Origin of the sequence: Citromicrobium bathyomarinum, assembly GCF_038594485.1 — a bacterium.
Taxonomy (GTDB): Bacteria; Pseudomonadota; Alphaproteobacteria; order Sphingomonadales; family Sphingomonadaceae; genus Alteriqipengyuania; species Alteriqipengyuania bathyomarina_A.
Map to the genome: position 1 here is coordinate 261924 of NZ_JBCFZG010000004.1, position 22814 is coordinate 284737.

31 protein-coding genes are annotated in these 22814 nt (G+C 65.2%); 18 read left to right on the forward strand and 13 right to left on the reverse strand.

Translation table 11 applies throughout. The features are described 5' to 3' along the window. Positions 1–188: 188 nt before the first annotated feature. A complete protein-coding gene (locus AAG591_RS06915) occupies positions 189–1601 on the reverse strand; it encodes a DNA-packaging protein (protein WP_342530356.1) in 1413 nt (470 codons plus the stop codon). Further along, complete coding sequence (locus tag AAG591_RS06920) at positions 1591–2088, reverse strand: hypothetical protein (RefSeq protein ID WP_342530357.1); 498 nt, start codon at positions 2086–2088, stop codon at positions 1591–1593. The genes AAG591_RS06915 and AAG591_RS06920 overlap by 11 nt, the downstream gene beginning before the upstream one ends. Before the next feature lie 212 nt (positions 2089–2300). Between AAG591_RS06920 and AAG591_RS06925 the strand changes: the two genes are divergently transcribed. Then, positions 2301–2942, forward strand: coding sequence for a YqaA family protein (locus AAG591_RS06925; RefSeq protein ID WP_342530359.1), 642 nt, complete (start codon positions 2301–2303; stop codon positions 2940–2942). 18 nt (positions 2943–2960) lie between these two features. Here the strand turns inward: AAG591_RS06925 and AAG591_RS06930 are convergent, their stop codons facing one another. The 3 genes from AAG591_RS06930 to AAG591_RS06940 all read right to left on the reverse strand — a co-directional run bounded on the left by AAG591_RS06930 (position 2961) and on the right by AAG591_RS06940 (position 4592). Further along, positions 2961–3392 carry an OsmC family protein gene (locus AAG591_RS06930; protein WP_342530360.1) on the reverse strand — a complete coding sequence of 144 codons (432 nt, stop codon included), beginning with the start codon at positions 3390–3392 and terminating at the stop codon, positions 2961–2963. A 73-nt stretch (positions 3393–3465) separates the two neighbouring features. Next, positions 3466–4260: a sulfite exporter TauE/SafE family protein gene (locus AAG591_RS06935; RefSeq protein ID WP_342530361.1), complete on the reverse strand. Its 795-nt coding sequence runs from the start codon at positions 4258–4260 to the stop codon at positions 3466–3468. 5 nt (positions 4261–4265) lie between these two features. Continuing rightward, the gene (locus AAG591_RS06940; RefSeq protein WP_342530362.1) at positions 4266–4592 is read right to left on the reverse strand and encodes an ArsR/SmtB family transcription factor; all 327 of its coding nucleotides are present in this window, start codon (positions 4590–4592) and stop codon (positions 4266–4268) included. Between the two features lie 68 nt (positions 4593–4660). On the opposite strand from AAG591_RS06940, the gene AAG591_RS06945 reads away from it, so the two are divergent. Further along, positions 4661–5545, forward strand: a complete 885-nt coding sequence (locus tag AAG591_RS06945; RefSeq protein ID WP_342530364.1) for an MBL fold metallo-hydrolase — start codon at positions 4661–4663, stop codon at positions 5543–5545. Between the two features lie 93 nt (positions 5546–5638). On the opposite strand, the gene AAG591_RS06950 is transcribed toward AAG591_RS06945, so the two are convergent. The 4 genes from AAG591_RS06950 to AAG591_RS06965 all read right to left on the reverse strand — a co-directional run bounded on the left by AAG591_RS06950 (position 5639) and on the right by AAG591_RS06965 (position 9196). Next, positions 5639–7078, reverse strand: a complete 1440-nt coding sequence (locus AAG591_RS06950; protein ID WP_342530365.1) for a PQQ-dependent sugar dehydrogenase — start codon at positions 7076–7078, stop codon at positions 5639–5641. 145 nt (positions 7079–7223) lie between these two features. Beyond that, positions 7224–8477, reverse strand: coding sequence for a serine palmitoyltransferase (gene spt, locus AAG591_RS06955; protein ID WP_342530366.1), 1254 nt, complete (start codon positions 8475–8477; stop codon positions 7224–7226). Positions 8478–8484: 7 nt separating this feature from the next. Beyond that, positions 8485–8730 carry an acyl carrier protein gene (locus AAG591_RS06960; protein ID WP_342530367.1) on the reverse strand — a complete coding sequence of 82 codons (246 nt, stop codon included), beginning with the start codon at positions 8728–8730 and terminating at the stop codon, positions 8485–8487. Positions 8731–8818: 88 nt separating this feature from the next. Further along, positions 8819–9196 carry a response regulator gene (locus tag AAG591_RS06965; protein ID WP_342530368.1) on the reverse strand — a complete coding sequence of 126 codons (378 nt, stop codon included), beginning with the start codon at positions 9194–9196 and terminating at the stop codon, positions 8819–8821. Between the two features lie 49 nt (positions 9197–9245). Between AAG591_RS06965 and AAG591_RS06970 the strand changes: the two genes are divergently transcribed. From AAG591_RS06970 to AAG591_RS06985, 4 genes are read left to right on the forward strand one after another with little or no spacing between them, the layout of a single operon-like run. Continuing rightward, positions 9246–9536: a DUF3572 domain-containing protein gene (locus AAG591_RS06970; protein WP_342530369.1), complete on the forward strand. Its 291-nt coding sequence runs from the start codon at positions 9246–9248 to the stop codon at positions 9534–9536. Then, positions 9533–10159 (forward strand): HAD family hydrolase, encoded by a 627-nt coding sequence (locus AAG591_RS06975; protein WP_342530370.1) that lies wholly within the window; start codon positions 9533–9535, stop codon positions 10157–10159. Before AAG591_RS06970 ends, AAG591_RS06975 begins: the two co-directional genes overlap by 4 nt. Beyond that, a complete protein-coding gene (locus AAG591_RS06980) occupies positions 10156–10620 on the forward strand; it encodes a RidA family protein (protein WP_342530371.1) in 465 nt (154 codons plus the stop codon). The genes AAG591_RS06975 and AAG591_RS06980 overlap by 4 nt, the downstream gene beginning before the upstream one ends. 38 nt (positions 10621–10658) lie before the next feature. Beyond that, a complete protein-coding gene (locus AAG591_RS06985; RefSeq protein WP_342530372.1) occupies positions 10659–11795 on the forward strand; it encodes a GNAT family N-acetyltransferase in 1137 nt (378 codons plus the stop codon). Positions 11796–11814: 19 nt separating this feature from the next. On the opposite strand, the gene AAG591_RS06990 is transcribed toward AAG591_RS06985, so the two are convergent. Next, positions 11815–12141, reverse strand: coding sequence for an SEL1-like repeat protein (locus AAG591_RS06990; protein WP_342530373.1), 327 nt, complete (start codon positions 12139–12141; stop codon positions 11815–11817). Between the two features lie 290 nt (positions 12142–12431). Between AAG591_RS06990 and dksA the strand changes: the two genes are divergently transcribed. The 7 genes from dksA (at position 12432) to kynU (ending at position 18208) form a co-directional block, all read left to right on the forward strand. Next, a complete protein-coding gene (gene dksA / locus AAG591_RS06995) occupies positions 12432–12890 on the forward strand; it encodes an RNA polymerase-binding protein DksA (RefSeq protein WP_342531225.1) in 459 nt (152 codons plus the stop codon). A 137-nt stretch (positions 12891–13027) separates the two neighbouring features. After that, positions 13028–13405: a PilZ domain-containing protein gene (locus AAG591_RS07000; RefSeq protein WP_342530374.1), complete on the forward strand. Its 378-nt coding sequence runs from the start codon at positions 13028–13030 to the stop codon at positions 13403–13405. Positions 13406–13456: 51 nt separating this feature from the next. Beyond that, a complete protein-coding gene (locus AAG591_RS07005; RefSeq protein WP_342530375.1) occupies positions 13457–14932 on the forward strand; it encodes an ABC transporter substrate-binding protein in 1476 nt (491 codons plus the stop codon). Between the two features lie 16 nt (positions 14933–14948). Next, on the forward strand, positions 14949–15365 hold the full coding sequence (locus AAG591_RS07010; RefSeq protein ID WP_342530376.1) for a DUF4112 domain-containing protein: 417 nt from the start codon (positions 14949–14951) through the stop codon (positions 15363–15365). A 41-nt stretch (positions 15366–15406) separates the two neighbouring features. After that, positions 15407–16213, forward strand: coding sequence for a tryptophan 2,3-dioxygenase (locus tag AAG591_RS07015; protein WP_342530377.1), 807 nt, complete (start codon positions 15407–15409; stop codon positions 16211–16213). Next, complete coding sequence (gene kynB / locus AAG591_RS07020) at positions 16210–16851, forward strand: arylformamidase (RefSeq protein WP_342530378.1); 642 nt, start codon at positions 16210–16212, stop codon at positions 16849–16851. The genes AAG591_RS07015 and kynB overlap by 4 nt, the downstream gene beginning before the upstream one ends. Further along, on the forward strand, positions 16844–18208 hold the full coding sequence (kynU, locus tag AAG591_RS07025; protein ID WP_342530379.1) for a kynureninase: 1365 nt from the start codon (positions 16844–16846) through the stop codon (positions 18206–18208). Before kynB ends, kynU begins: the two co-directional genes overlap by 8 nt. Here the strand turns inward: kynU and AAG591_RS07030 are convergent. Both AAG591_RS07030 and AAG591_RS07035 read right to left on the reverse strand, forming a co-directional pair. Continuing rightward, positions 18205–18495 carry a hypothetical protein gene (locus AAG591_RS07030; protein ID WP_342530380.1) on the reverse strand — a complete coding sequence of 97 codons (291 nt, stop codon included), beginning with the start codon at positions 18493–18495 and terminating at the stop codon, positions 18205–18207. The genes kynU and AAG591_RS07030 overlap by 4 nt on opposite strands. 50 nt (positions 18496–18545) lie before the next feature. Further along, positions 18546–19154, reverse strand: coding sequence for an HNH endonuclease (locus AAG591_RS07035; protein WP_342530381.1), 609 nt, complete (start codon positions 19152–19154; stop codon positions 18546–18548). Between the two features lie 127 nt (positions 19155–19281). Here AAG591_RS07035 and gluQRS point away from each other — a divergent pair, with 127 nt between their 5' ends. The 5 genes from gluQRS to AAG591_RS07060 all read left to right on the forward strand — a co-directional run bounded on the left by gluQRS (position 19282) and on the right by AAG591_RS07060 (position 22392). Next, positions 19282–20118 carry a tRNA glutamyl-Q(34) synthetase GluQRS gene (gluQRS, locus tag AAG591_RS07040; protein WP_342530383.1) on the forward strand — a complete coding sequence of 279 codons (837 nt, stop codon included), beginning with the start codon at positions 19282–19284 and terminating at the stop codon, positions 20116–20118. Positions 20119–20121: 3 nt separating this feature from the next. Beyond that, positions 20122–20352, forward strand: a complete 231-nt coding sequence (locus AAG591_RS07045) for a hypothetical protein (RefSeq protein ID WP_342530384.1) — start codon at positions 20122–20124, stop codon at positions 20350–20352. A gap of 20 nt (positions 20353–20372) precedes the next feature. After that, positions 20373–20948 (forward strand): cob(I)yrinic acid a,c-diamide adenosyltransferase, encoded by a 576-nt coding sequence (locus tag AAG591_RS07050; protein ID WP_342530385.1) that lies wholly within the window; start codon positions 20373–20375, stop codon positions 20946–20948. 63 nt (positions 20949–21011) lie between these two features. Next, positions 21012–21881: a 3-hydroxyacyl-CoA dehydrogenase NAD-binding domain-containing protein gene (locus AAG591_RS07055; protein ID WP_342530386.1), complete on the forward strand. Its 870-nt coding sequence runs from the start codon at positions 21012–21014 to the stop codon at positions 21879–21881. Between the two features lie 154 nt (positions 21882–22035). Then, a complete protein-coding gene (locus AAG591_RS07060; RefSeq protein WP_342530387.1) occupies positions 22036–22392 on the forward strand; it encodes a hypothetical protein in 357 nt (118 codons plus the stop codon). 15 nt (positions 22393–22407) lie between these two features. Here AAG591_RS07060 and AAG591_RS07065 read toward each other — a convergent pair whose 3' ends face one another. Beyond that, positions 22408–22806, reverse strand: a complete 399-nt coding sequence (locus AAG591_RS07065) for a YidH family protein (RefSeq protein WP_342530388.1) — start codon at positions 22804–22806, stop codon at positions 22408–22410. Positions 22807–22814: the final 8 nt, after the last annotated feature.

The following is a 22814-nucleotide window of genomic DNA, read 5'->3' on the forward strand; positions in this document are numbered from 1 at the left end:
CCTAGACTGAGCGGTAGGGCGGCTACCACCATCGGATATTTCCGATAACCGCATTTTGCACATTGCTCACATGGGAGCAAATCGAATTTTCTGAGGTGAATGAGTCACTTATCGATTTGTCCACAAATCGCTAAAAACTAATGATTTTTGGCCTCCTGCTCTGCCCAAGTCCGGGGTGACTAGTTGGTTTACATCCCCCGCACCCGCGGCCTTCCGCTTCGCCCCAGCATCAGCTCGGTCAGCGCCCAGACCAGCGCGTCGGCGCGGTCGGGCGATCTTCCCGGGCCTTCGTAGCCGCCGCCTACGATAAGCCCGCATAGCTGGTCCTCTAGCTTCGCAAACAGCCCGGCGTGGCGTACGCGGCCTGCTTCGTAGAGCGCGGCGACCGGCTCGGCGCGGACGGCCTTGCCGCGGCTGGCGTGGACCAGCTTGACCGGCAGCAAGACTTCGCCTGCGCGCAGCACGCTTTCGACCATCGCGCCGCCCTGGTTGGCTTCGGCAATCACTCGGTCGGCTTGCCATTTCTCGGCGGCACGGGCAACGGCGCGGGCCCATTTCTCGGGTGAGGCGCGTTCGACGCTTTCGTCGGAGAGGACGGTCGCGAGGCCTTCCTCATCCACGCCGCAGACTACGATCCCGCAGGCGTCGCCGTGGGCGCTGGCGGGGGGATCTACGCCTATGACGATGCGGGTGGGGTTTGAGGCCTTGTCGGCCCCACCCCCCAGCGGGGCGCCCGCCGATCCTGTCCGGGGGACAGGACGGCAGCCCCGCTCGCTCCCCTGAAGGGGAGGGGGAGCTTGGCGGCACGTTTCCAGCATGGCGCGGGTCCATAGCGCGCCTTCGATATCGGTCAGCAGTTCGCCGTCGAGTTCCTGCCGCCCCAGCGTGGTGCGGGCGAACTGGCGGCGCATCCGGTTGACGAAGCGGGCGGGCAGGTTGCCCTCGTTGTCCCATGTCGTCCCGCGCGTTACCGCGACATCGCCCGTTTCGCCTCCCTCCAGCAATCGCCGGACCAGCGGCACGGCGCGCGGCGTGGTGGTGGCAGCCACGCGGGGGTGTTCGCCCAGCCGCAGGCCCATCTGCAGGTTGTCCCACGCCGCCGTGGCACGCTCGCCTGCATTGTCCCACTTGGCGATCTCGTCGCACCACGCATGGCTGTGTTGCGGACCGCGCAAGGATTCGGGCTCGGCGGCAGAGTAGCAATAGCCGCGCGCGCCGCCCGGCCATGAGAGTCGCCGCAGAGAGGGTTCCCACAGCGGAGACTGATCCGGCGCGCACACCGCGAGGATACCGCTTTCGCCCTCGATCATCACGCTGCGCACCTCGCCCAGCGACGCCCCGACGAGCGCGATGCGCGCTTCGGGATCGCCGCCCGCGATCGCGCGCACCCACTCTGCCCCCGCCCGGGTCTTGCCGAAACCTCGACCGGCGCAGATCAGCCAGGTGTCCCATTCGCCCAACGGCGGCAATTGCTGGGCCCGCGCCCACAGGCGCCAGTACAGGCCAAGCGCGTCGGCTTCGTCCTCCTTCAGCGAGGCGTACCAGTCGGCTCGCCCGGCATCCGACAGGTTGGCGAGATCATCGAGCCGGTTAGGCTTCATCGGCGTGAGCCTGCGCCGGCTTGGCAAGGCGGCGTGCGCGGATCGCGTCGAGCTTGCGGTCAAGCGCGGCGAACACTGCCGCCTCGTCCCGCCCGCCGCGCCGTGCACGCTCCTCCGCCACCGTGGCGCGGTGCGCCGCCAGCAGGCGGATCGCGTTGGCGATGTCGAGCTTGCGCTCCGGATCGTAGCCCCGCAGGCACGCGAGCACTTCCATCTCCAGATGTTCGTATCCTTCGTAAAGCGCGGCGCGCCACGCGGCGGCGAAGTCGGCATGTTCGCGCCGCGTCTTGTATGCCCGGCTGAGCGAGATGCCCGCTTTCTTCGCCGAAGCGCTGACGTTGGAAGTCGCGGCGAGGTTCTGGAGGAAGTAGGTCCGCCAGTGCTTGTTGACCGGGCCTTCGCCTTCGGCCGCCTTCTGCGCATCGGTAAAGCGCACGTTCTTGCGCTTCGCCCTTGCGGGGAGCGAAGTGCGCATATTGCTGGTCATAAAAGGAGCGCCTCGAAATCTGGCGTAGGCCGCTGCGGGGGGCGTTGGCCGTCCGGGCCGTTCGCACCATCGCGATGTTCCGCTTCTCTAACCAAAGAGCGTCGCGATGTCAATCATAAAATAACCCATATGGTGATTTAGCTGCGAATGCGGTTGCTTGCGCGGGTTCGCGGGCTCGCCTAAGCGGCGGCAACACGGGCGAGGGAGCGGCCATGCTGCGCGGATTGTACAACTGGACGATGGAAAAGGCGGCGCATCCCCACGCGCAGTGGTGGCTGGCGCTGTTCGCCTTCGTCGAATCGAGTTTCTTCCCGATCCCGCCGCACCCGCTGCTGGGGCTGATGTGCCTTGCCGAGCCGAAGAAGGCGGTGCGTTTCGCGCTGATCGCCACCGCCGCCTCGGTCGTCGGCGGCATGTTCGGCTATGCGATCGGCGCGCTGCTGTATGACAGCATCGGGCTGTGGCTGATTACCAAGCTGGGCTATGCCGACATCTTCCCGTGGGCGGCCTGCACGGTCAACGCCAATGGCGGCTGGGCGGTGTTCACCACCGCGAGCACGCCGATCCCCTACAAGCTGATGACGATCACCGCCGGGTTCGTGCACATGAACTTCGCGACGTTCCTGATCGCGAGCATTGCCGGGCGCGGGCTGATCTTCATGACCGTGGGTGTGCTGTTCCGCCTGTTCGGCGCGCCGATCAAGATCTTCATCGACAAGTACCTGGTGCCGTTGACCACGCTCTTCGTGGTGCTGGTGGTAGGCGGCTTCCTGCTGGTCACGCAGCTGGGCCACCACGACGACGCCAGCAGCGCCAACGACCCCTGCGCGAACGCGACGCTGGAAGACTTCTAGCGCCGCGCCCGCGCGAGGTTAGCCAGTGAACTCGGTCTCCAGCGTGATTTCGGTGTCGAGCAGCCGCGACAGCGGGCAGTTCTCTTTCGCGGTTTTGGCGCATTCCTCGAAGGTTGCCTTGTCGAGCCCTTCGCCGCCGCCCTTTACCGAAAGCGCGGACTTGGTCACGGTGAAGCCGTCGCCGATCTTCTCCAGCGTCACCTTGCAGGTGGTCTCGATCGTGCCGTCCGAATGGCCCTTGCCCGCCAGCTGGAACGACAGCGCCATGGTGAAGCAGCTGGCGTGCGCGGCGGCAATCAGTTCTTCGGGGTTGGTCCCTGGCGCACCCTCGAACCGCGTGTTGAAGCCGTAAGGCTGGTTGTCGAGCGCGCCCGATCCGGTCGAGACGTGGCCCTTGCCGTCCTTGCCGAAGCCTTCGTATTTCGCGCTGCCGGTGCTCACATTTGCCATTCGATAAATCTCCTTCTGCCCTGTCAGACGAAAGGAGGGGCGAGCGGTTCCGCCTGTACGAAGATCGCCGGGATCAACTGCCGTGCCAGCCGAGCGATCCGGCGATGACCCACAGGCCGATGGCCGCGACGAGAACGGCAAAACCGACCTCCAGAACGCGCTTGTGGCCAGCCAGCTTCGTGCCGACTCCGCGCCCCAGCACGCTCCCCGCAACGCCCCCGGCCACCAGCCAGGCGACCACGACCCAGTCGACGAGACCCGAGAGCGCATAGGACCCGGCAGTGGTCAGCCCGAAGGCGGTGACCGCGACCAGCGAACTGCCGATCGCCAACGTCAGCGGCATCGCCGTGGCCAACACGAGCCCCGGCACGATCAGGAACCCGCCACCGATGCCGAAGAAACCGGCGAGCAGCCCGGTGCCAAGCCCCGTGGGCACGATCCGCGCGAGCATCTGCTTCGCGTTGGCACGGGTCATACGGACCTGCGCGTTCTCCACCCCGCGGCGCTTGCGCAGCATCAGCATCCCGACCACGATCATCAGCCCGCCGAACAGGCCGAGCAATCGCTGCCCGTCGAACGCCTTGCCCGCTTCCGCGCCCAGCGCCGCCCCTGCCGACCCGGCGAGCGCGAAGCTGATCGCGCAGTTCCAGCGGACATTGCCGCTGCGCGCGTGCCCGATCAGGCCGACCAGCGCATTCAGCGCCACGGCGACGGCAGCGGTGCCGATCGCGACATGCGGCGAATCGATGCCCACGGCGTAAACCAGCAGCGGCACGGCAAGGATCGACCCGCCGCCGCCGACCAGCCCCAGCACGAAGCCGATAACTCCCCCCGAAAGCAGCGTGAGCGCAATCGTCGTCGCATCCATCGCGCTCACTCCTGACAATAGAGATCGTGAAGGGTGGCGAGCAGCGTGCGGCAGCGCGGATCGGCGATCCGGTACCACGCCGTCTGCGCCTCTCGCCGGAAATCGACCAGGCCTTCGGCCCGCATCCTCGCGAGATGCTGTGACAGGGCGGACTGCGACAGGCCGACCTCCTCTGCGAGCGCGGCAACCCGCATCTCGCCGCGTTCGGCCAGCTTGCACATCACCATCAGCCTGCGCGTGTTGCCGAGCGCCTTGAGCAGCTCTGCGACATTCGCGGCATTCGCCTCGAACGTGGCGAGGTGTGCGGGGGCGAGAAGCACTTCGTTTTCCATTAGCACTTGCTAATTAAGTCACGTCTAATATATGTCAAGCGACAACGAACACTTGATGGAGACGCGTCATGGCAAACGCCCGCATTCGTGCATTCTTCGACGAACCAACCAACACGGTCAGCTATCTGGTCTGGGACCCGGACACGGCAAAGGGCGCGGTGATCGACCCGGTGCTCGACTTCGATCTCGCCGCGGGCGAGGCGGATGTGCGCTCTGCCGAAGCGATCCTCGCCGCCGCTGCGGAGGAAGGCGTGACGATCGAGCGCGTGCTCGAAACCCACGCCCATGCCGACCATCTGAGCGCCGCTCCCTTCATCAAGGGAAAGACCGGCGCGCGAATCGGGATCGGCGCGCATATCCGCGACGTGCAGAAGATCTTCCGCCCGGTCTTCGGGATGGACGACCTCAAGACCGACGGATCGGACTTCGACGACCTGTTCGAGGATGGAGAGACCTTCTCCATCGGATCGCTGCAAGTCGAGGTGCTCCACGTCCCCGGCCACACGCCTGCCGATCTCGCCTACAAGGTGGGCGACGCTGTGTTCGTGGGCGATACGCTGTTCATGCCCGACTTCGGCACCGCACGGGCGGACTTCCCGGGGGGCGACGCGCGCCAGCTCTACCACTCGATCCGCCGCCTCCTTTCGCTGCCCGACGAGACGCGGCTGTTCATGTGCCACGATTACAAGGCCCCGGGGCGCGACGATTATGCGTGGGAGACCACGGTGGGCGAGCAGCGCAAGAACAGCGTCCACGTCCACGACGGCGTGAGCGAGGAGGATTTCGTCGCCATGCGCGAGGCGCGCGACAGCGACCTTGCCGTGCCGCGGCTGCTGCTCCCCTCGATCCAGGTAAACATTCGCGCCGGGCACTTCCCCGAAGCGGAGGACAACGGCGTCGCCTACCTGCGCATCCCGGTGAAACCGGTGCGGCATGGGGTCGACGGCGGCTGATCGGAGGATCCCGCTTCGAACAATTCTGCCGCCCGTCGGTACGCCAAACGACGAGACGGGCGGCAAAGCGGGATGCCGACTCCCTTCGGCCCCCTAGGTCGCAGCCTCGACCCGGAACAACTCTCCATCCCCGTCGAGAATATACACCGTTCCTTCGTTGTCGCGGACAACAGCGACCGGGCTTTCGATGCTGCCTGCGTCCGGCGCGAAGTCTTCGGTCCGGACTTCCACCTGCAATTCGCCGATCACGGTGCCATCGGCGTTGCGGTCGATATCGTAGCTGAAGACCGTGCCGTCGGCGTCCAGAAACACCACATGATCGCGCAATCCGTCGATGGCCGTACCATCGTAGAATACCGGCCCGAGGAGTCCGGCGCTCGCCCTTGTGTCGGAACCTAGTGGCAAGGCCGCAAGCGGAGCGGTGAGTGAGGCTGGCTCACCATCGGAAATCCGCTGTGTGCCTTCGAAAAAGGGCCAGCCGAAATTGACGTAACCGGAACCGGGATAGGCGCTCACTTCGTCGGCGACATCCGCGCCTCTGTCCGTGAATGCCACCATCCCGTTGACGAGGCCCAGCCCATGAGGCGACCGGACACCGCGCCCGACCCTTTCGGCGAAAAAGTAGCGGCAACAACTCGCCCCGGCATAGGGATCGGGGTTGTTGGTCACCCGGAAGAGCTTGCCGAAGAACGAGGCCTCGTTCTGTGCGTCCGCACCGTTGCTCGCGCCAAAAGCCACGAAAATGTCGCCGTTGGGGCCAAAGCCGAGTGAGCCCGTTACCGGTTCGGGGTTCGCAGGACTGCCGAGAACCAGATTGCTGTTTCTAAAGACCACCAGCGCGTTGCTGCCTTCCAGGCGAAGCAGAAAGAACACGCCGTTGTAGGCACCGCTCCCCGGCCGCTCCAGAATGTCGAGCAGTTCGTAAGAGACAACGCCTATCGATCCGAATTTGGCGCGCGCACCCGCTGCGCCCGTGGCGCCGTCGATCCGAAGGTACTCGCCGTTCTGGAATCCCACGAGGAGCCCGGTCGCCCCTTCGCCGGCGGCAAGCGCGACCGCATCGGTGAGTCCGGTCGCCACACGTCGAACCGCAATCCCCTCTCGATCATTGCTGACGGTGACCGTCAGCGCGAGATCGGCCGATCCGCCCCTGCCGTCCCGAGCGCGCAGCGTGACCTGGTAGGCATTGTCGCGGTCCGAGTCGGCAGGGAGGTCGAAATTGGGCGGGGCACTGAAACGCAGCTGGCTCCCCGAGATTGCGAACAAATCTGCATCGGCACCGCCTTCGATCGCAAGCGTGATCGCATCGCCATCCGCATCGCTGGCAACCGCAGTATAGAACGCGCCGGTCGAATTTTCGGCAATCGAAGCCGTCGTTGCCGAGGTAAAGGTGGGTGCCGAATTGCTGCCCACCGGTGTCGGTGTGGGCGTGGCGCTGCTGCCCTCACCACCGCACGCCATGAGAAGGAAGGTCGCGGCAAGCGCGAGGCATGACGGGCGCACGGCAGAGGCGCCCGTTTTACGGCTGATCATCTGTTGATTTCCCCCCCGGGAGTTACCTTCGATCAGATCACCCGGAACCCAGGCGCTGCGCAACCGGAAAACTCTTTAGGGCTATATATTTGTGCGGCACTTTTCTGTGCGTTGCCAAAGGGCAACGTCATCGAACCGCAGCAAATCAGATGATCCCGACAGCCTTGCCTGCGCGTTCGAACATGCCGAGGATCGTGCTGACTTCCTCGTCGCTATGCTCTGCGCACAGCGAACAGCGCAGCAGCGTCATGTTGGCGGGCGTTGCGGGCGGGCGGGCGAGGTTGACGTACAGCCCTTCCTTCAGCAGCGCCTCCCACATCTGCGCGCCCTTGGTCAGGTCGGGCATGATGACGGCGATGATCGCGCTTTGCGGCTCGTCGGTGCCGAGCTGGAAGCCGAGGTCCTTCAACCCCTTGTGCAGCGTGCGGGAATTCTCCCACAGGTGTGCGCGCTTGTTCGACCCGTGCATCAGCTTGCGGATGCTGGTCGCGGCGGTGGCGACCACGCTCGGCGGCAGGCTGGCGGTGAACACGTAGGGTCGGCAGACCAGCCGCATGATCTCGAAATCGGGGTGGTTGGAGACGCAGAAGCCGCCCACCGTGCCGACGCTCTTCGAGAAGGTGCCGATCACGAAGTCGACATCGTCGAGCACGCCCTGATCCTCGGCGACGCCGCGGCCATGTTCGCCGATGAAGCCCATCGAATGCGCTTCGTCGACCAGCACCATCGCGCCCGCTTCCTTGGAGACGCGGATCATCTCCTTGAGCGGTGCGACATCGCCGAGCATCGAATAGACGCCTTCGAGCACGACCAGCTTGCCCGCGTCGGCGGGAATGCGCTTCAGCCGCTTTTCGAGCGCTTCGATGTCGTTGTGGCGGAAGGGGACGATCTCGGCCCGGCCCATCGCGCAGCCATCGTAGATCGAGGCGTGGCTATCGATATCGAGCACGACGTAATCGCCCTTGCCGGCGATCGTGGAGATGATTCCGAGATTGGCCTGGTAGCCGGTGGAAAAGACCATCGCGTGGTCCATTCCGTAAAATTCCTTGAGCGCGTCCTCGCACTCCTTGTGGCCCTGGTACGTCCCGTTCAGCACGCGGCTGCCGGTGGTGCCGCTGCCGAACTTCTCGAGCGCCTCCTTGCCCGCGGCAATGACATCTTCGTCGAAGGTCATGCCCATGTAGTTGTAGGTGCCCAGCAGGATTGTCTCGCGCCCGTTGCAGATTGCGCGGGTCGGCGACAGGACCTTTTCCATTACGAGGTTGAAGGGGTCTTCCACCCCGCTGGCGAGCAGGCCTTCGCGCATCGCGATCAGCTCGTCGAACTTGGCGAACAGATCGCCCTTGGCGCGGCCTTCGAACGCCTCCGGGGCGTCGGGCTGGCTGATGCCTTCGCTCATGCTGCGCTCACTCCGCCTCGACCAGCTTCTTCACCGAATCGACCAGCTGGCCGTAGGTCTCGATCTCGGCCTGCTGGTTCATCGAGATGATGATGTCGAACTCGTCCTCGATCGCGGCGACGAAATCCATCACGGTCAGGCTGTCGAATTCCAGATCGCCCTGGAACGTCGTCGCATCGGTAATCGTCACGTCGTTCTTGTTGAACGGGGCGATCAGGTCGCGGATTCGCCGGTCGATCTCGGCACGGTCCATCGCGGGCATCCTTTTTTCTATGATCTTTCGAGAATTGGCGGGGCAAAGCGCCTTGGCCCGCCTTTTGTCAAGCTTTCGCGAGGCTGCGCTACTCCCCGATCAGCCCGATCAGCCCGATCACCTTGGCCGAAAAGGGCCCGATGGAGACTGGTTTCGCAAGGTAATCCTCCGCCCCGGCGGCGCGAATGCGATCCTCGTCGCCCTTGCCCGCATAGGCTGTGACCGCGAGCACGGGGACGGCGGAGAGGTGCGCGTCGGATTTCATCTGAGCGATCAGGTCCAGCCCGGAAACATGCGGCAGCTGGATATCCATGATCGCCAGATCGGGGCGAAACCGCCGCGCCGATTCGATCACCGCGTTGCCGTCCGCGCACCCCAGCACTTCGTACCCCTTGGCGCGAAGCACGTCGCAGAACAATTTGCGGTTGAGATCGTTGTCCTCGACAACGAGGATGCGCTTTGCCACGGGCCGTCCACTCCTTCTAACGCGAACGAATAGGCCAGCAGCCGCCCCCATGACAACGCCCGATCCTTCCAGGCCGCCCGCGACCGAACATACAGGTGCAGAAGCGCTGGCGCTGGGCGCGCTCGGCTGGATCCTGACCGACGAACGGCGCGCGGAACGGCTGCTCTCGCTGACCGGCCTGACGCCGGACCGGCTGCGCCACGGGATCGAGGACAGACACGTGCAGGCCGCCGTGCTCGACTTTCTTGCCGCGCACGAGCCCGACCTGGTGCTCGCCGCCGATGCGCTCAACGTCGAACCTGAAGCGATCATCTCCGCGCACCGGGAGCTGTCTGTATGAGCCGCCCGCTGGTGATCACCGATTGCGACGAGGTGCTGCTGCACATGGTCGCGCATTTCCGCGACTGGCTGGGCGAGGCGCACGACATCGACTTCGCTTTCGACGCGCCCGATTTCACCACCGCGCTGACCCGGCGCGAGAGCGGCGAAACGGTCGAGCAGAAGGACATCTGGCGGCTGCTCAACGGCTTCTTCGATACCGAGATGGAGCGGCAGGAGCCGATCGCGGGCGCGGTCGAAGCCTATGGCACGCTGGCTGAAAAGGCGGACGTCGTCGTGCTGACCAACCTGCTCGACCACCGGCAGGAAGATCGCGCGCGCCAGCTTGCGCGGCACGGGATCGACGTGAAGGTCTATACCAACCAGGGGCCCAAGGGCGGCGCGATCGCCCGCATTCTGGACGAGTACGCCCCCAGCCGCGCGGTCTTCATCGACGACCTGTCGCAGCATCACGCGTCGGCGCGCGAACATGCGCCCGAAATTGCCCGGCTGCACCTGTGCGGCGAACCCGACCTCGCCCCGCATATTGCCTGTGGGCAGAAGGCGGGCGATGCGCACGCACGAATCGATACGTGGCGCGACGCGCTGCCATGGATACTGGAACGACTGGAGGAACCCGCATGACCATCCAAGCCCGCCTCGACGAACTGGGGATCACCTTGCCCAAGGCTGCGGCCCCCGTGGCCAGCTACGTGCCCGTCGCGGTGCACGGCGACCTTGCCTATGTCTCCGGCCAGCTGCCGTTCGTCGACGGCGAACTGGTCACCGGGCGTCTGGGCGAAGACGTGAGCCTCGATGATGGCATGGCCGCCGCACGCGCCTGCGGACTGATGATCCTTGCACAGCTGGAGGCGGCGCGCATCTCGCTCGACCGGGTGGAGCGGGTCATCAAGCTCGGCGCCTTCGTCAATTGCACCGCCGATTTCACCGACCAGCCCAAGGTCGCCAACGGCGCGTCGGAACTGATGTTCGACGTGTTCGGCGAAGCAGGGCGGCATTCGCGCGCGGCGGTCGGCGTGCCGAGCCTGCCGCTGGGTGCCGCGGTCGAGGTCGACGCGATCATCGCACTGCATCCGCAGCACTAGGGCTGCGCAAAGCGCGCAAGGCTCCCCATATCGACGAAATGGCGGATATCGAACTCACGGCACGAATTCACGGCGGGGTCGCCGGGATCGACGCGGCCGAGTGGGATCGGCTGGCGGGGGATGACAATCCCTTCGTCAGCCACGCGTTCCTTTCCGCGATGGAAGATTCGGGCAGCGTCGGGCCGGGCACCGGCTGGCAGGGCGCGCCGATCACGATTGCGGACGAGGGCGGGGCGATCCACGCGGCGATGCCCGCCTACCTCAAATCGCACAGCCGGGGCGAATTCGTGTTCGATCAGGGCTGGGCGGACGCGTACGAACACGCGGGCGGCCGCTATTACCCCAAGCTGCAGATTGCCGCGCCGTTTACCCCCGCAACGGGGCCGCGCCTGCTGTTCGAGGACCAGGCTTTCGCCGCGCCCCTGCTGCGCGCGGCCGAGCAGGTCTGCCACGAACATGCGCTGTCGGGCGCGCACGCCACCTTCATTGCGCCCGAGCAGTTGGCGCTGTTCGAGCAGGCGGGCTGGCTGATCCGCAGCGACTTGCAGTTCCACTGGGAAAACGAGCGCTTCGCGGATTTCGACGCGTTTCTCGACACGCTTGCCAGCCGCAAGCGCAAGAACCTGCGCAAGGAGCGGGCAAAAGCACAGGAGCAGGTCGAGATTCGCCACCTGACCGGCGATGATCTGACCGAAGAGGTGTGGGATGCGTTCTGGGAATTCTATCAGGACACCGGCGCAAGGAAGTGGGGCACGCCCTATCTGACGCGCGAAGCGTTCACGCTGCTGGGCGAGCGGATGGGTGAGCACATCCTGCTCATCTTCGCTTATCTGGATGGACAGCCGGTCGCAGGCGCGATGAACGTGATCGGCGGCACCACGCTTTTCGGGCGCTACTGGGGGTGCCTCGTCGACATCCCGTTCCTGCATTTCGAGCTATGTTACTATCAGGCGATCGACGCGGCGATCGCGCGCGGCCTCGCGCGGGTGGAGGCTGGCGCACAGGGCGGGCACAAGCTCGCCCGCGGATATGCCCCGGTGCAGACGCATTCGGCGCATTACATTGCCGACCCGGGCTTGCGCGCGGCGGTGGCGGAATTTCTTGAACGCGAGCGTCAGGGCATCGCGGTGGAGCAGAATTTCCTCGAGGCGCGGACGCCCTTCAGGAAAGGCTAGCCGATAACGGTAACCCGCGTCAGGCGCTCTTGCGGTGGTCACCGAGCCACTGGCGGGCGCGCCGCTGTGCTTCGGCGATTTCGCGCGCGGTCATTTCGTCCGAGATGTCGCTCCGGCACCAGGCTGCTTCCTGATGGCCCCGCGCGGCGGCAAGGTTGAACCACTGGTGTGCCTCGATCAGGTCGCAATCGACCCCGTGGCCTCCGGTCGACCAGATAACGCCCAGCTCGTAACACGCTTGAGCATCGCCATCGGTTGCCGAGGCGATCAGCCTCGCAATCGTCAGGTCGGCAACCTGGTTGGTGGCCGGCGTGGCCGTTTCGATTTCGATCGCAGTCAGTCGCATGATATTCCCCTGTCCTTCTCATCCCCTTTTAGACGGGTTTCAGCCCGCAGATCCCGTTCTTGCCGGTTATGGTAAACAGGCCGTTAAAGACGACACCGTTTTCTGCGCCCCGCGCGTCGGCACGTTCGGCGTGCGTTCATTCCAGAAGCGACAGATCGCACGACATCTTGGGATAAGCGCTTGTTCGGCTTGGCATGCCTGCTAAGAGCCGCCGCCATGGCATCGCCGCTTGCCGCAACGGCAGACAGCGGGGCCGGTCATGGGTGGGACCGCAAGAGATAGAGGACGTGATGGCCGCAGGGGCGCTCAACGAAAGCGAAATTCTGGCCAAGGCGAACGAAGCCTTGCCGGATGATTACACGCCTGCCGACGACGAAGAGTACATGAACGAGAGGCAGCGGCAGTTCTTCCGCAAGTTGCTGATCGAATGGAAGCAGTCGCTCCACACAGAAGCGGGCGGCACCTTGCAGAACCTTGCCGACGCCCCATTGCGCGAACCCGACCTGACCGACCGCGCATCGAGCGAGACCGACTGGGGAATCGAGCTGCGCACGCGCGATCGCCAGCGCAAGCTGATCGCCAAGATCGAAGCCGCGCTGCGCCGAATCGACGAAGGCGAATATGGGTATTGCGAAGTCAGCGGCGATCCGATCGGGCTCCAGCGCCTGATCGCGCGCCCGGTCGCGACGATGACCGTCGAGGCGCAAGAGGCACACGAACGCCGCGAGAAGATTTCGCGCAACGACTGAGCTGCGAGGCAAGCCAAAGAAGCTCGGTAAACCGGCGTTTAAACTTCGTTAGTCAGTGATGGTCTAAGGCAGGGCCTGGGCCCATTGCGGGTCCGTTCGACCCAACCGTTTCGAAAGCTGAAGGTTACCTGGGCTTCATGACTGCTATCGACACCCGTTCGCTGAAGCGCGACAGCCTGTTTCTGTCTGCCGATCTGACCCTTGGCGATGGCGGCGAGCCCGTGCGCGTCAAGGTGCGCAACCTTTCCGACGGGGGGATGATGGCGGAAGCCGACCTGGAGGTCGAACGCGGCATGCGGCTGGGAATCGAGCTGCGCAATATCGGCCGGATCAAGGGTTCGGTCGCGTGGACGCAAGACAACCGCTTCGGGATCGTGTTCGACAACGAAATCGATTCGAAGCGGGTGCGCGAACCGGTCGCTCCCGGCGACCAGACGCCGCGTTACGTGCGACCATCCTCGATCGCACCGCAGAGCGCCGAACAGCGCGAGCAGAGGTCGTTTCGCAAGATTTGACGATTACGGCGCTGACCGGCGCGCGCGGTCCTGCTAGTGCCATCCCCCGTGATGGCCCGTACCACTCCACTCAGCCTCGTTATGCTGGCGTTCGCGTCGCTGCTCGGCTCGTGCAGCGGCAACGGCGATAACGATACGCTGCCGGTCGTCCTGATCGGGCAGCCCGATTCGGTCTTTCCCGATGGCCTGCGCCTGTCGCCGGGCGCACAGCTGGTCCGCGATGCGACCAGTTCCGGAATTGTCGCGCTGAATGCGGAAGGCGAGGTCGTCCCCGCCCTGGGCGAAAGCTGGATCGTCACCGGTGATGGCCGCAGCTTCATCTTCCGCCTGCGCCAGGTCAACTGGCCCGATGGCGAACCGCTGACGGCCGAGGATGCCCGCAAGAGCCTGCTCGCGACGATCCGGCAATTGCGCGGAACCTCGCTCGGGCTCGATCTGCGCAAGGTCGACGATATTCGCGCGATGACGAACCGGGTCATCGAAATCCGCCTGACCGGGCCGATGCCCGAATTCCTGCAGCTCCTCGCGCAGCCCGAACTGGCGATCACCCGCAACGGCGAATCGATCGGTCCCATGCGGCTGGAACGGCAGGGAGAGGTGGCAATATTGCAGCCCGTCCCGCCAGAAGAAATGGGGTTGCCCGAACAGGCGGGGGGGCGACCGGGCAAACCGGTTCGGCTGTGGGCGGCATCGGGAAAACAGGCGAACGAGGCGTTTTCCAGCGGAGACGCCGCCGCGCTGCTCGATGGCACCTTGTTTACCCTGCCGCTTGCCGACACCGGCCCGCTGTCTCGCGGGACGATCCGGCTCGATCCTGCAATCGGTCTGTTCGGGATGATCGTGACGAACGAGCAGGGTTTCCTTTCGCAGATCGGAAATCGCGAGGCGCTGTCGATGGCGATCGACCGTCCGGGGCTGCTCGAACAGTTCAGTCTGGGCGGATGGCAGCCGACGGCGCGGATCGTGCCGGCAGGGCTACCCGAAGAATCGGGCAGGCAGAACGTGCGCTGGGCCAATCTTTCGCTGGAAGACCGACGGGCGCAGGCGCGCGCGCGGGTGACCGCGTGGAGCCGCGCGACCGGGCAGAAGGCGCGCGTGCGCCTCTGGCTGCCCGACGGGCCGGGTGCGGATCGGCTGATGGAAGCCTTGTCGCTCGACATGGCGACGATCGGGGTGGAGCTGCGGCGGGTCCGCGTGCGCGAGGGGGCCGATCTGGTGATGATCGACCGGCTTGCGCGCTACCCCAGCGCTCGCTGGTTCCTCAACCAGTTCAACTGCACGCTGGTCCCCGGCCCATGCTCCCCCGACGCAGACGCGCTGGTGACCCGATCGCTGCAGGCCGATGGCGCGGCCGAGGCGGGCAACCTGCTGGCCGAGGCGGAAGGGGCCCTGCTGGCGCAAGAGGCGTATATACCGCTCGGCGCGCCGGTCCGCTGGTCGCTGGTGCGCGGCGGGCTGGAAGGTTTTTCGGAGAACCCGTGGGCCAGACACCCGCTTTATGCGTTGGCCGGGGTAGAGGCATGGTGAAACGGGGAATGTAGCAATGGGCGAAGCGCGCACAATGCGCCTGATGGGCATGGAAGTGCCTGCGGGCAACGATCCGGCGTCGGTCTACCGCCGCATCCAGATGATGGAGCAGCTGACCGAGCGCAGCATGACGATTCCAGGCATCGGCTACCCCATCGGGATGGACGCTGTGATCGGCCTGATCCCGGTGCTGGGCGACATCTTCGGGGTCGCGATGGGCACCTACATCGTGTGGGAAGCGCGCAACCTCAACATGCCGACCTGGCACATGGCGCGCATGGTCGGGAACGTCGCCATCGACGGGGTGATCGGGTTCGTGCCCTTCGTCGGCGACGTGGCCGACTTCGCTTTCCGCTCCAACTCGCGCAATCTCAAGATCGTGAAGAAGTACATGTGCAAGCACCATCCCGATGTGGCGACGATTGATTGCTGAGCGGGTTTTGCGCGCGCCGCGCAACGCGCTAGGGCGGCGCCATGTCTGCTGATGAACCCACGGACGGCGTCACCTACGCCTCCTACCTCGATCTCGACCGCATTCTCGCCGCGCAGCATCCGCGTTCGGACGCGCAGGACGAGCTGCTGTTCATCATCGTCCACCAGGCGAGCGAGCTGTGGCTCAAGCTGTGCCTGCACGAGCTGGAAGCCGCGCGCGAGGCGATCCGCGATGACCGGCTGCGGCCCGCGTTCAAGATGCTCGCCCGCGTGGCACGCGCGCAGGAGCAGCTGATCCAGAGCTGGAACGTGCTCAGCACGATGACCCCGCACGATTATTCGCTGGTGCGCCCGCATCTGGGCACCTCCAGCGGTTTCCAGTCGGCGCAGTACCGGTTGATGGAATTCATTCTCGGAGGGCGAAAGCCCAACATGGTGACGATGCACGAGGCTGTGCCCGCAGTGGCCGCCAAGCTACGCGCCGAGCTGGCGAAGCCCAGCCTCTACGAAGAGACAGTGCGCCTGCTCGCCAAGCGCGGGTTCGACATTCCCGCAGATGTGCTGAACCGCGACCGGGAAGAGCGGTGGGAGAAATCCGCAGCGGTCGAGGCTGCGTGGGTGACGATCTACCAGAACCCGCACGACCACTGGGACCTGTACGAGCTGGCCGAAAAGCTGGTCGATCTCGAATACCATTTCCAGCGCTGGCGGTTCGGGCACCTCAAGACGGTCGAGCGGATCATCGGGTTCAAGAAAGGCACCGGCGGCACCTCGGGCGTCGGCTATCTCGAAGGCGTGCTGAAGGAGGTGTTCTTCCCCGAGCTCCTTTCCGTGAGGACTGCTCTGTGAAGATCTGGGACATCTCGCAGGTGCTCCGTCCCTCCAATCAGCGAGGGGGCCTGCCCGTGTGGCCGGGCGATACCGACTTCGCGTTCGAGCGGACGTGGAAGATGGAGGATGGGTCGCCGGTCAATGTCGGCCGGATGACGATGAGCACGCATTCGGGCACCCACGCCGACGCGCCGCTGCACTACGCCGCCGATGGTGCGGACGCCGCAAGCATGAGCATCGAGCCATATCTTGGTACCTGCTTGGTCGTCGACGCGCGCGGGGTGCAGAACGAAATCGACATAGGCGACCTGCCCGATCTCGAATATGCCAACCGCGTGCTGTTCCGCACATGGGATGCCTTTCCGCACGAGGAATGGCGCAGCGACTGGCTGCCGATCGCGCCCGAGACGATCGAATGGCTCGCCGCGCAGGGCGTGGTGCTGGTCGGCACCGACGCACCCTCGGTCGATCCGCAGGAATCGAAGACCATGGCCGCGCATCTCGCGGTGCTGAAGCACGACATGCGCATCCTCGAAGGGCTGGTGCTCGATGACGTGGCGGAAGGCCTCTACGAATTGATCGCGCTCCCGCTGAAGGTCGGCGGCGGCGATGCCGGGCTGTGCCGCGCGGTGCTGCGGGAGTTGCCCGGTGCTTGAGCGTGCGCGTGAACTCGATGCGGCGGATTCCATTGCGCATTTCCGAGACCGGTTCGACCTGCCCGAGGGGGTGATCTACCTCGATGGCAATTCGCTCGGACCCCTGCCCAAGGCGAGCCGCGAGCGACTGCATCGGGTGATCGACGCCGAGTGGGGCGAAGGTCTGATCCGCAGCTGGAACGAACTGCCCGGCGGCGGGGGCGACTGGATCGCGATGCCGCAGCGCGTGGGCGCAAAGATTGCGCCGCTTGTGGGCGCGCAACCTCATGAGGTGATCGCGTGCGATTCGGTGTCGGTGAACCTCGCCAAGCTGATCGGCGCGGCGCTGTCGCTGAACCCGGGGCGCAATGTCGTGCTGAGCGAGCCGGGCAATTTCCCGACCGACCTCTACATGATCCAGGGCGACGGAAGGGTCGAGCAGCGGTTGGCCGAGCGCGATGCGATGTTCGACGCTTTGGACGGAAGCGTAGCACTGCTGCTGCTGACGCACGTCCACTACAAGACCGGCGAAATGTTCGACATGGCGCGGCTGACGAAGGCCGCGCACGATGTCGGCGCGATCGTACTGTGGGACCTGTCGCATTCGGGCGGCGCGGTGCCGGTGGACCTGAACGGTGCGGGTGCCGACCTCGCGGTGGGTTGCGGCTACAAGTATCTCAACGGCGGCCCCGGCGCGCCCGCTTACGCCTTCGTCGCCGAGCGGCACCACGGCGAATTTTCGCAACCGCTGACCGGGTGGATGGGCCACGCCAAGCCCTTCGCGTTCTCCGACGAATACGAGCCCGCACCCGGCGTCACCCGCCTGCTCGCGGGTACGCCGCCGGTGCTGGCGATGGCGGTGCTGGAGTCGGGCGTCGAACTGATCGCCGAGATCGGGATGGACACGCTCGTCGCCAAATCGCGCGCGCTATCCGAATTCTTTCTGGAGTGCTGTGGACACCACGACGTGCTCCAGCTTCCCTCTCCCCTCGCGGGAGAGGGAGGAGCCCCGTCAGGGGCGGAGGGTGAGGGGGCGGTGGCGCTGGCCGTCGCTGGCGCGACGGACCCCTCACCCAACCCTCTCCCGCAAGGGGAGAGGGCTTTTGCGAGCGCTTTGACCCTCGTCAGCCCCCGCGACCCCACGCAGCGGGGCAGCCAGCTCAGTTTCCGTCACGAAAACGCCTACGCGCTGAGCCAAGCGCTGATCGCGCGCGGCGTGATCGGCGACTTCCGCGATCCGGACATCCTGCGCCTCGGCTTCGCGCCCGCCTACCTGCGGTTCGAGGATATCGCCGAGGCGGCGCGCCACCTCGCCGAGGTGCTGGAGTCGGGCGAATGGCAGGAGGCCCGGTTTCAGGAGCGGGCGGCGGTGACTTAATTCTCGCGGCAGGGGCTGGGCGAAAGCTTCAGGTCCGTCCCCCGCTGCGAAGCTGCGATTTTGTCGCCGATCTGGCACCCGCGCAAGCGGTCTGGCGAGACCTTGCGTTGCCCTACGGCTCCGGTGGCTGATCGCGCACTCACGGCAATAAATGGCGGCAGGCCTCCATCGTTATCGGTCGTACTGAACCCGATGATCCAAGCGTCGACCGGCACAAAGTCGTCGCTCAACTCGCGATCCAATTTCAGCCAGTAGACGCCAACGACCAGCCCCGTCAGCACGATCAACCCAACCGCTAGTGCGAGATTGTGACCTATCGCAGGCCTGAAGAGCCGCCTCACTCCTCCAGCTCGATGTCCCAATACAGCCAGTCGCGCCAGGTTTCGTGGAGGTAGTTGGGCGGGAAGCTTTTACCGTGCTGTTGCAGCTGCCAGTTGGTCGGCCTGATGGGCTCGACCATCAGCCTCATGCCCGCCTGTTTCGGCGTGCGCCCGCCCTTCTTCATGTTGCACGGGGCGCAGGCGGTGGAGATGTTCTCCCACGTGGTCTTTCCGCCCAGCCGGCGCGGGACGACGTGGTCGAAGGTCAGGTGGCTGGGGCTGCCGCAATACTGGCAGACGAAGCGGTCGCGCAGGAACAGGTTGAAACGGGTAAAGGCCGGGAATTCGCTAGGCTTCACGTATTGCCTGAGCGCGATCACGCTGGGCAGCTTCATGTCGAGCGAGGGCGAATGCACCTGCCGTTCGTAGCTAGCGACCACATCGACCCGTTCGAGGAAGATTGCCTTGATCGCCGTCTGCCACGGCCAGATAGAGAGTGGATAATAGGAAAGCGGCGTATAGTCCGCGTTGAGGACGAGTGTCGGGCACGCCGACAAGTTCCTCGTCGGGTCTTCATCTACGCTGCGGAACTGGGCCGCGCGGTCGATCAGATCGGCTTTGAACACGTCTTGTGTCCTCCCCTGATGCGATGAAAGGACCATTTGCCTGCAAAAGCGTCAAGCCTGTTACAAATCGCCTTTCCACAGTCCTTTTTGGCGAGTCGCGTGTTTTGGAGGCTAGGAACATCAAGCCATGATCGTCACCCGCTTCGCCCCCAGCCCCAATGGCCCGCTGCACTGGGGCCACGCCTACTCGGCGATTATCGCGCACGATCTGGCGCGCGAGGCGGGCGGGAAATTCCTGCTGCGGATCGAGGATATCGACGGTCCGCGCAGCCGCCCCGAACTGGCCGACGAGTTTCGCCGCGACCTTGAATGGCTCGGGCTCGAATGGGAGGAGGTGCCTGCGCAGGGTACCCGGCTGGCGAGTTACGAAGCGGCGCTGGAGCGGCTCGACGCGATGGGGGTGCTCTATGCGTGCACCTGCACCCGCGCAGAGATTGCCGCGGCGGCGAGCGAGACAGGGCCCGAGGGTCCGGTATATCCCGGCACCTGCAAGCATCGCGGAGTGAGTGCCGATGCGCCCGCTGCCCTGCGGCTCGACGTCGAAAGGGCGCTCGCGCCGACCGGTCCGCTGACATGGACAGACGCGATTGCGGGCGAACAGGCGGTCGACCTGTCGCGGCTCGGCGATCCGGTGCTGCGGCGCAAGGACCTGCCCGCCAGCTATCACCTCGCCGTGACGCTGGACGATGCGGCCGACGGGGTGACGCTGGTGACGCGCGGGCTCGACCTGTTCCACGCCAGCCCGGTGCACCGCACCTTGCAGGCGCTGCTCGGCCTGCCAGTGCCGCAATGGCACCACCACGCGCTGCTGCTCGACGAGGAGGGGCGCAAGCTCGCCAAGCGGCGCGGATCGCCTGCCATCGCCGACTATCGAATGGCGGGCGAGGACGGGCTCGGCTGGGCGGACAAATTGCGTACCGCACAATGGCCATGTGGCATTTCGCTTGGTAAGGCCCACATCTGACGTATGAAAACGCTCCTCATCATAGCCCTCGTCTTCCTTGCCATCATGGTCGTGGTGTCGCTGGTGCGCGGAATCATCGCGTTCCTGAAGACCACCAAGATCGACCTTGAGAACAACACCGGCGAAACCGTGACCGAGATGCAGCTGATGCAGAACAAGGCGATGTTCGACCGCATCAAGTACCAGGGTCTCGCGGTGCTGGTGATCGCGATCCTGCTTGCGGTGGCGCGCTAGATCGGCGAGCAGGCCGGCCCATGGTCAAGCTCAACAAGATCTACACCCGCACCGGCGATGACGGCACGACCGGGCTGGTCGACGGCAGCCGCAGCCCGAAACACGCCGCACGGATCGAGGCGATCGGCGCGGTGGACGAGGCGAACAGCGCGCTCGGCTTCGCGATCTGCGCGATCGACAATGCCGACGACCTGCGGCGGATCCAGAACGACCTGTTCGATCTCGGCGCCGATCTCGCCACTCCGAAGGGCGCGCTCGACGGCGAGGGGTTCGAGCCGGGCGAGATGGTGCTGCGGATCGTGCCCGCGCAGGTCGAATGGCTCGAACAGGCGATCGACACCGCGAACGAGTCGATCGAGCCGCTGACCAGCTTCATCCTGCCGGGTGGGAGCGAGGCGGCGGCGCGTTTGCATGTCGCCCGCGCGAGCGTCCGCCGGGCGGAACGCGCGATGACCGCGCTGGCGCAGGCCGAGCCGGTCAACCCCGCCGCGCTGCATTACATCAACCGGCTTTCCGATCTCCTGTTCGTGCTTGCCCGCGCCGCAAACGACGGTGGGAAGGGCGATGTGACATGGGTTCCGGGGGCAAACCGCTAGCCAGCCACGGGCCCCTTCGCTAGTGCACCATCCGTATTGCAGATGCGAAGGACTGGAAGTTTAATGCAGACAATCGGCGTTATCGGCGCGGGCCAGATGGGTTCGGGCATTGCACAGACCATCGCCCAGCACGGGCTGAAGGTTCTGCTGACCGATCGTGAGCTGGCTATTGCCGAAGAATCGCGCGCCGGGATCGAGCGCGCGCTTGGCAAACTGGTTTCGCGCGACAAAATCGCGCCCGCCGAAGCCGAAGCGACCATGGGGCGCATTACCGCGGTTGCCAATGTCGAACCCATGGCGGAAGCCGCGATGATCATCGAAGCCGCGACCGAGAAGGAAGAGATCAAGCAGGCGATTTTCGAGGATGCCGGAAAGGTGCTGGCGGACGAAGCGATCCTCGCCAGCAACACCAGCTCGATCCCGATCACGCGCATGGCGAACTGGTCGCCCGATCCGGGCCGGTTCATCGGCCTGCACTTTTTCAACCCGGTCCCCGTGATGGGCCTCATCGAGGTTATCCCGGGCCTTGCCACCAACCAGGATGTCACCGACCGCACGATGGCCTTCGCGCATCAGCTGGGCAAGGAAGTGGTGCTGAGCCAGGACGAACCCGGGTTCGTGGTCAACCGCATCCTGCTGCCTATGATCAACGAAGCGGTCTTCGTGCTCGGCCAGTCGACCGCGAGCATCGAGGATATCGATCTGGGCTGTCGCCTCGGCCTCAACCACCCGATGGGTCCGCTGCAACTGGCCGATTTTGTGGGGCTGGATACCTGCCTCGACATCCTGCGGGTGATCTATCGCACCACGCGCGACAGCAAGTATCGCCCAGCGCCGCTGCTGGTAAAATACGTCGAAGCCGGGTGGCTCGGGCGCAAGTCCGGTCGCGGGTTCTACGACTATTCGGGCGATGCCCCGGTGCCGACGCGCTGAGGTTTTGAGCGGCGCCAGCCCGCACCCCCACCCGGCCAACCCATCGGTAGTATCCTGTGGGTTGGCCGGGTGGGGTGCGGGCCGGTACCGAACCGGAAAACCCTCCGGAACCGCTCAATCGCTCCACCCGTTCATGGGGAAAGGAGATTTCCCGATGAGCAACACGAACAGCAAATCCGACGGCACGAATTACGATGGCGAGCGCCGTCAGACCGACGAACTTGCGCCCGAAAACGAAAATTCGGAGCAGGTCGGTGCCTATGATCAGGCGCAGACTGTTGCCGACCAGGCGCAGGACCATACGACAACGATCCTCAACACCGACAGCTCGCACGTGAAGAGCGGGCTGACCGCGCCCGATGCGCAGGATCTGGTCGATCACATGAACCAGATGGATCGCGGCAACACGATCGACATGTCGGCCTATCGCGGCGAGCCCAACCACGACGACAATGTCGACAAATACGGCAAGCCTGCCAAGCCCGACGGGCTGCGCGGCGACGGCACCTGATTTGCGGTCGGGGGCTCAGCCCTCGACCAGCACCCACAGGCCGATCGTCACCACCACTGCGCCGATCGAGACCCCATAGGCCATCACACGGAAATTGGGCGTCGGGATAGGCGCGAATTCGTGCGTGTTGAGCCGGGCCAGCGTCTTGCATGCGCGTTGCTGCGCGGTGATGGCGAGCCACCCTCCGCCAAGGATGAACAGGCTCGCGATGACCTTTGGCATCCACGCAGGGTCCCACGAACCGAACAGCGCCCGGAAACCCAGGCCGATACCGATCGCGGCGAAAGCGGTGCGCATCCAGCCGGCAAAGGTCCGCTCCATCGCCATGATGTTACGATCTTCGGCAAGGTCGGTGCGGAACTCCGCCCACTGCGTGCTCTTGTCCGGGTTTTCGGGAGGATCGTCCTGCGCCATGGTGAGAG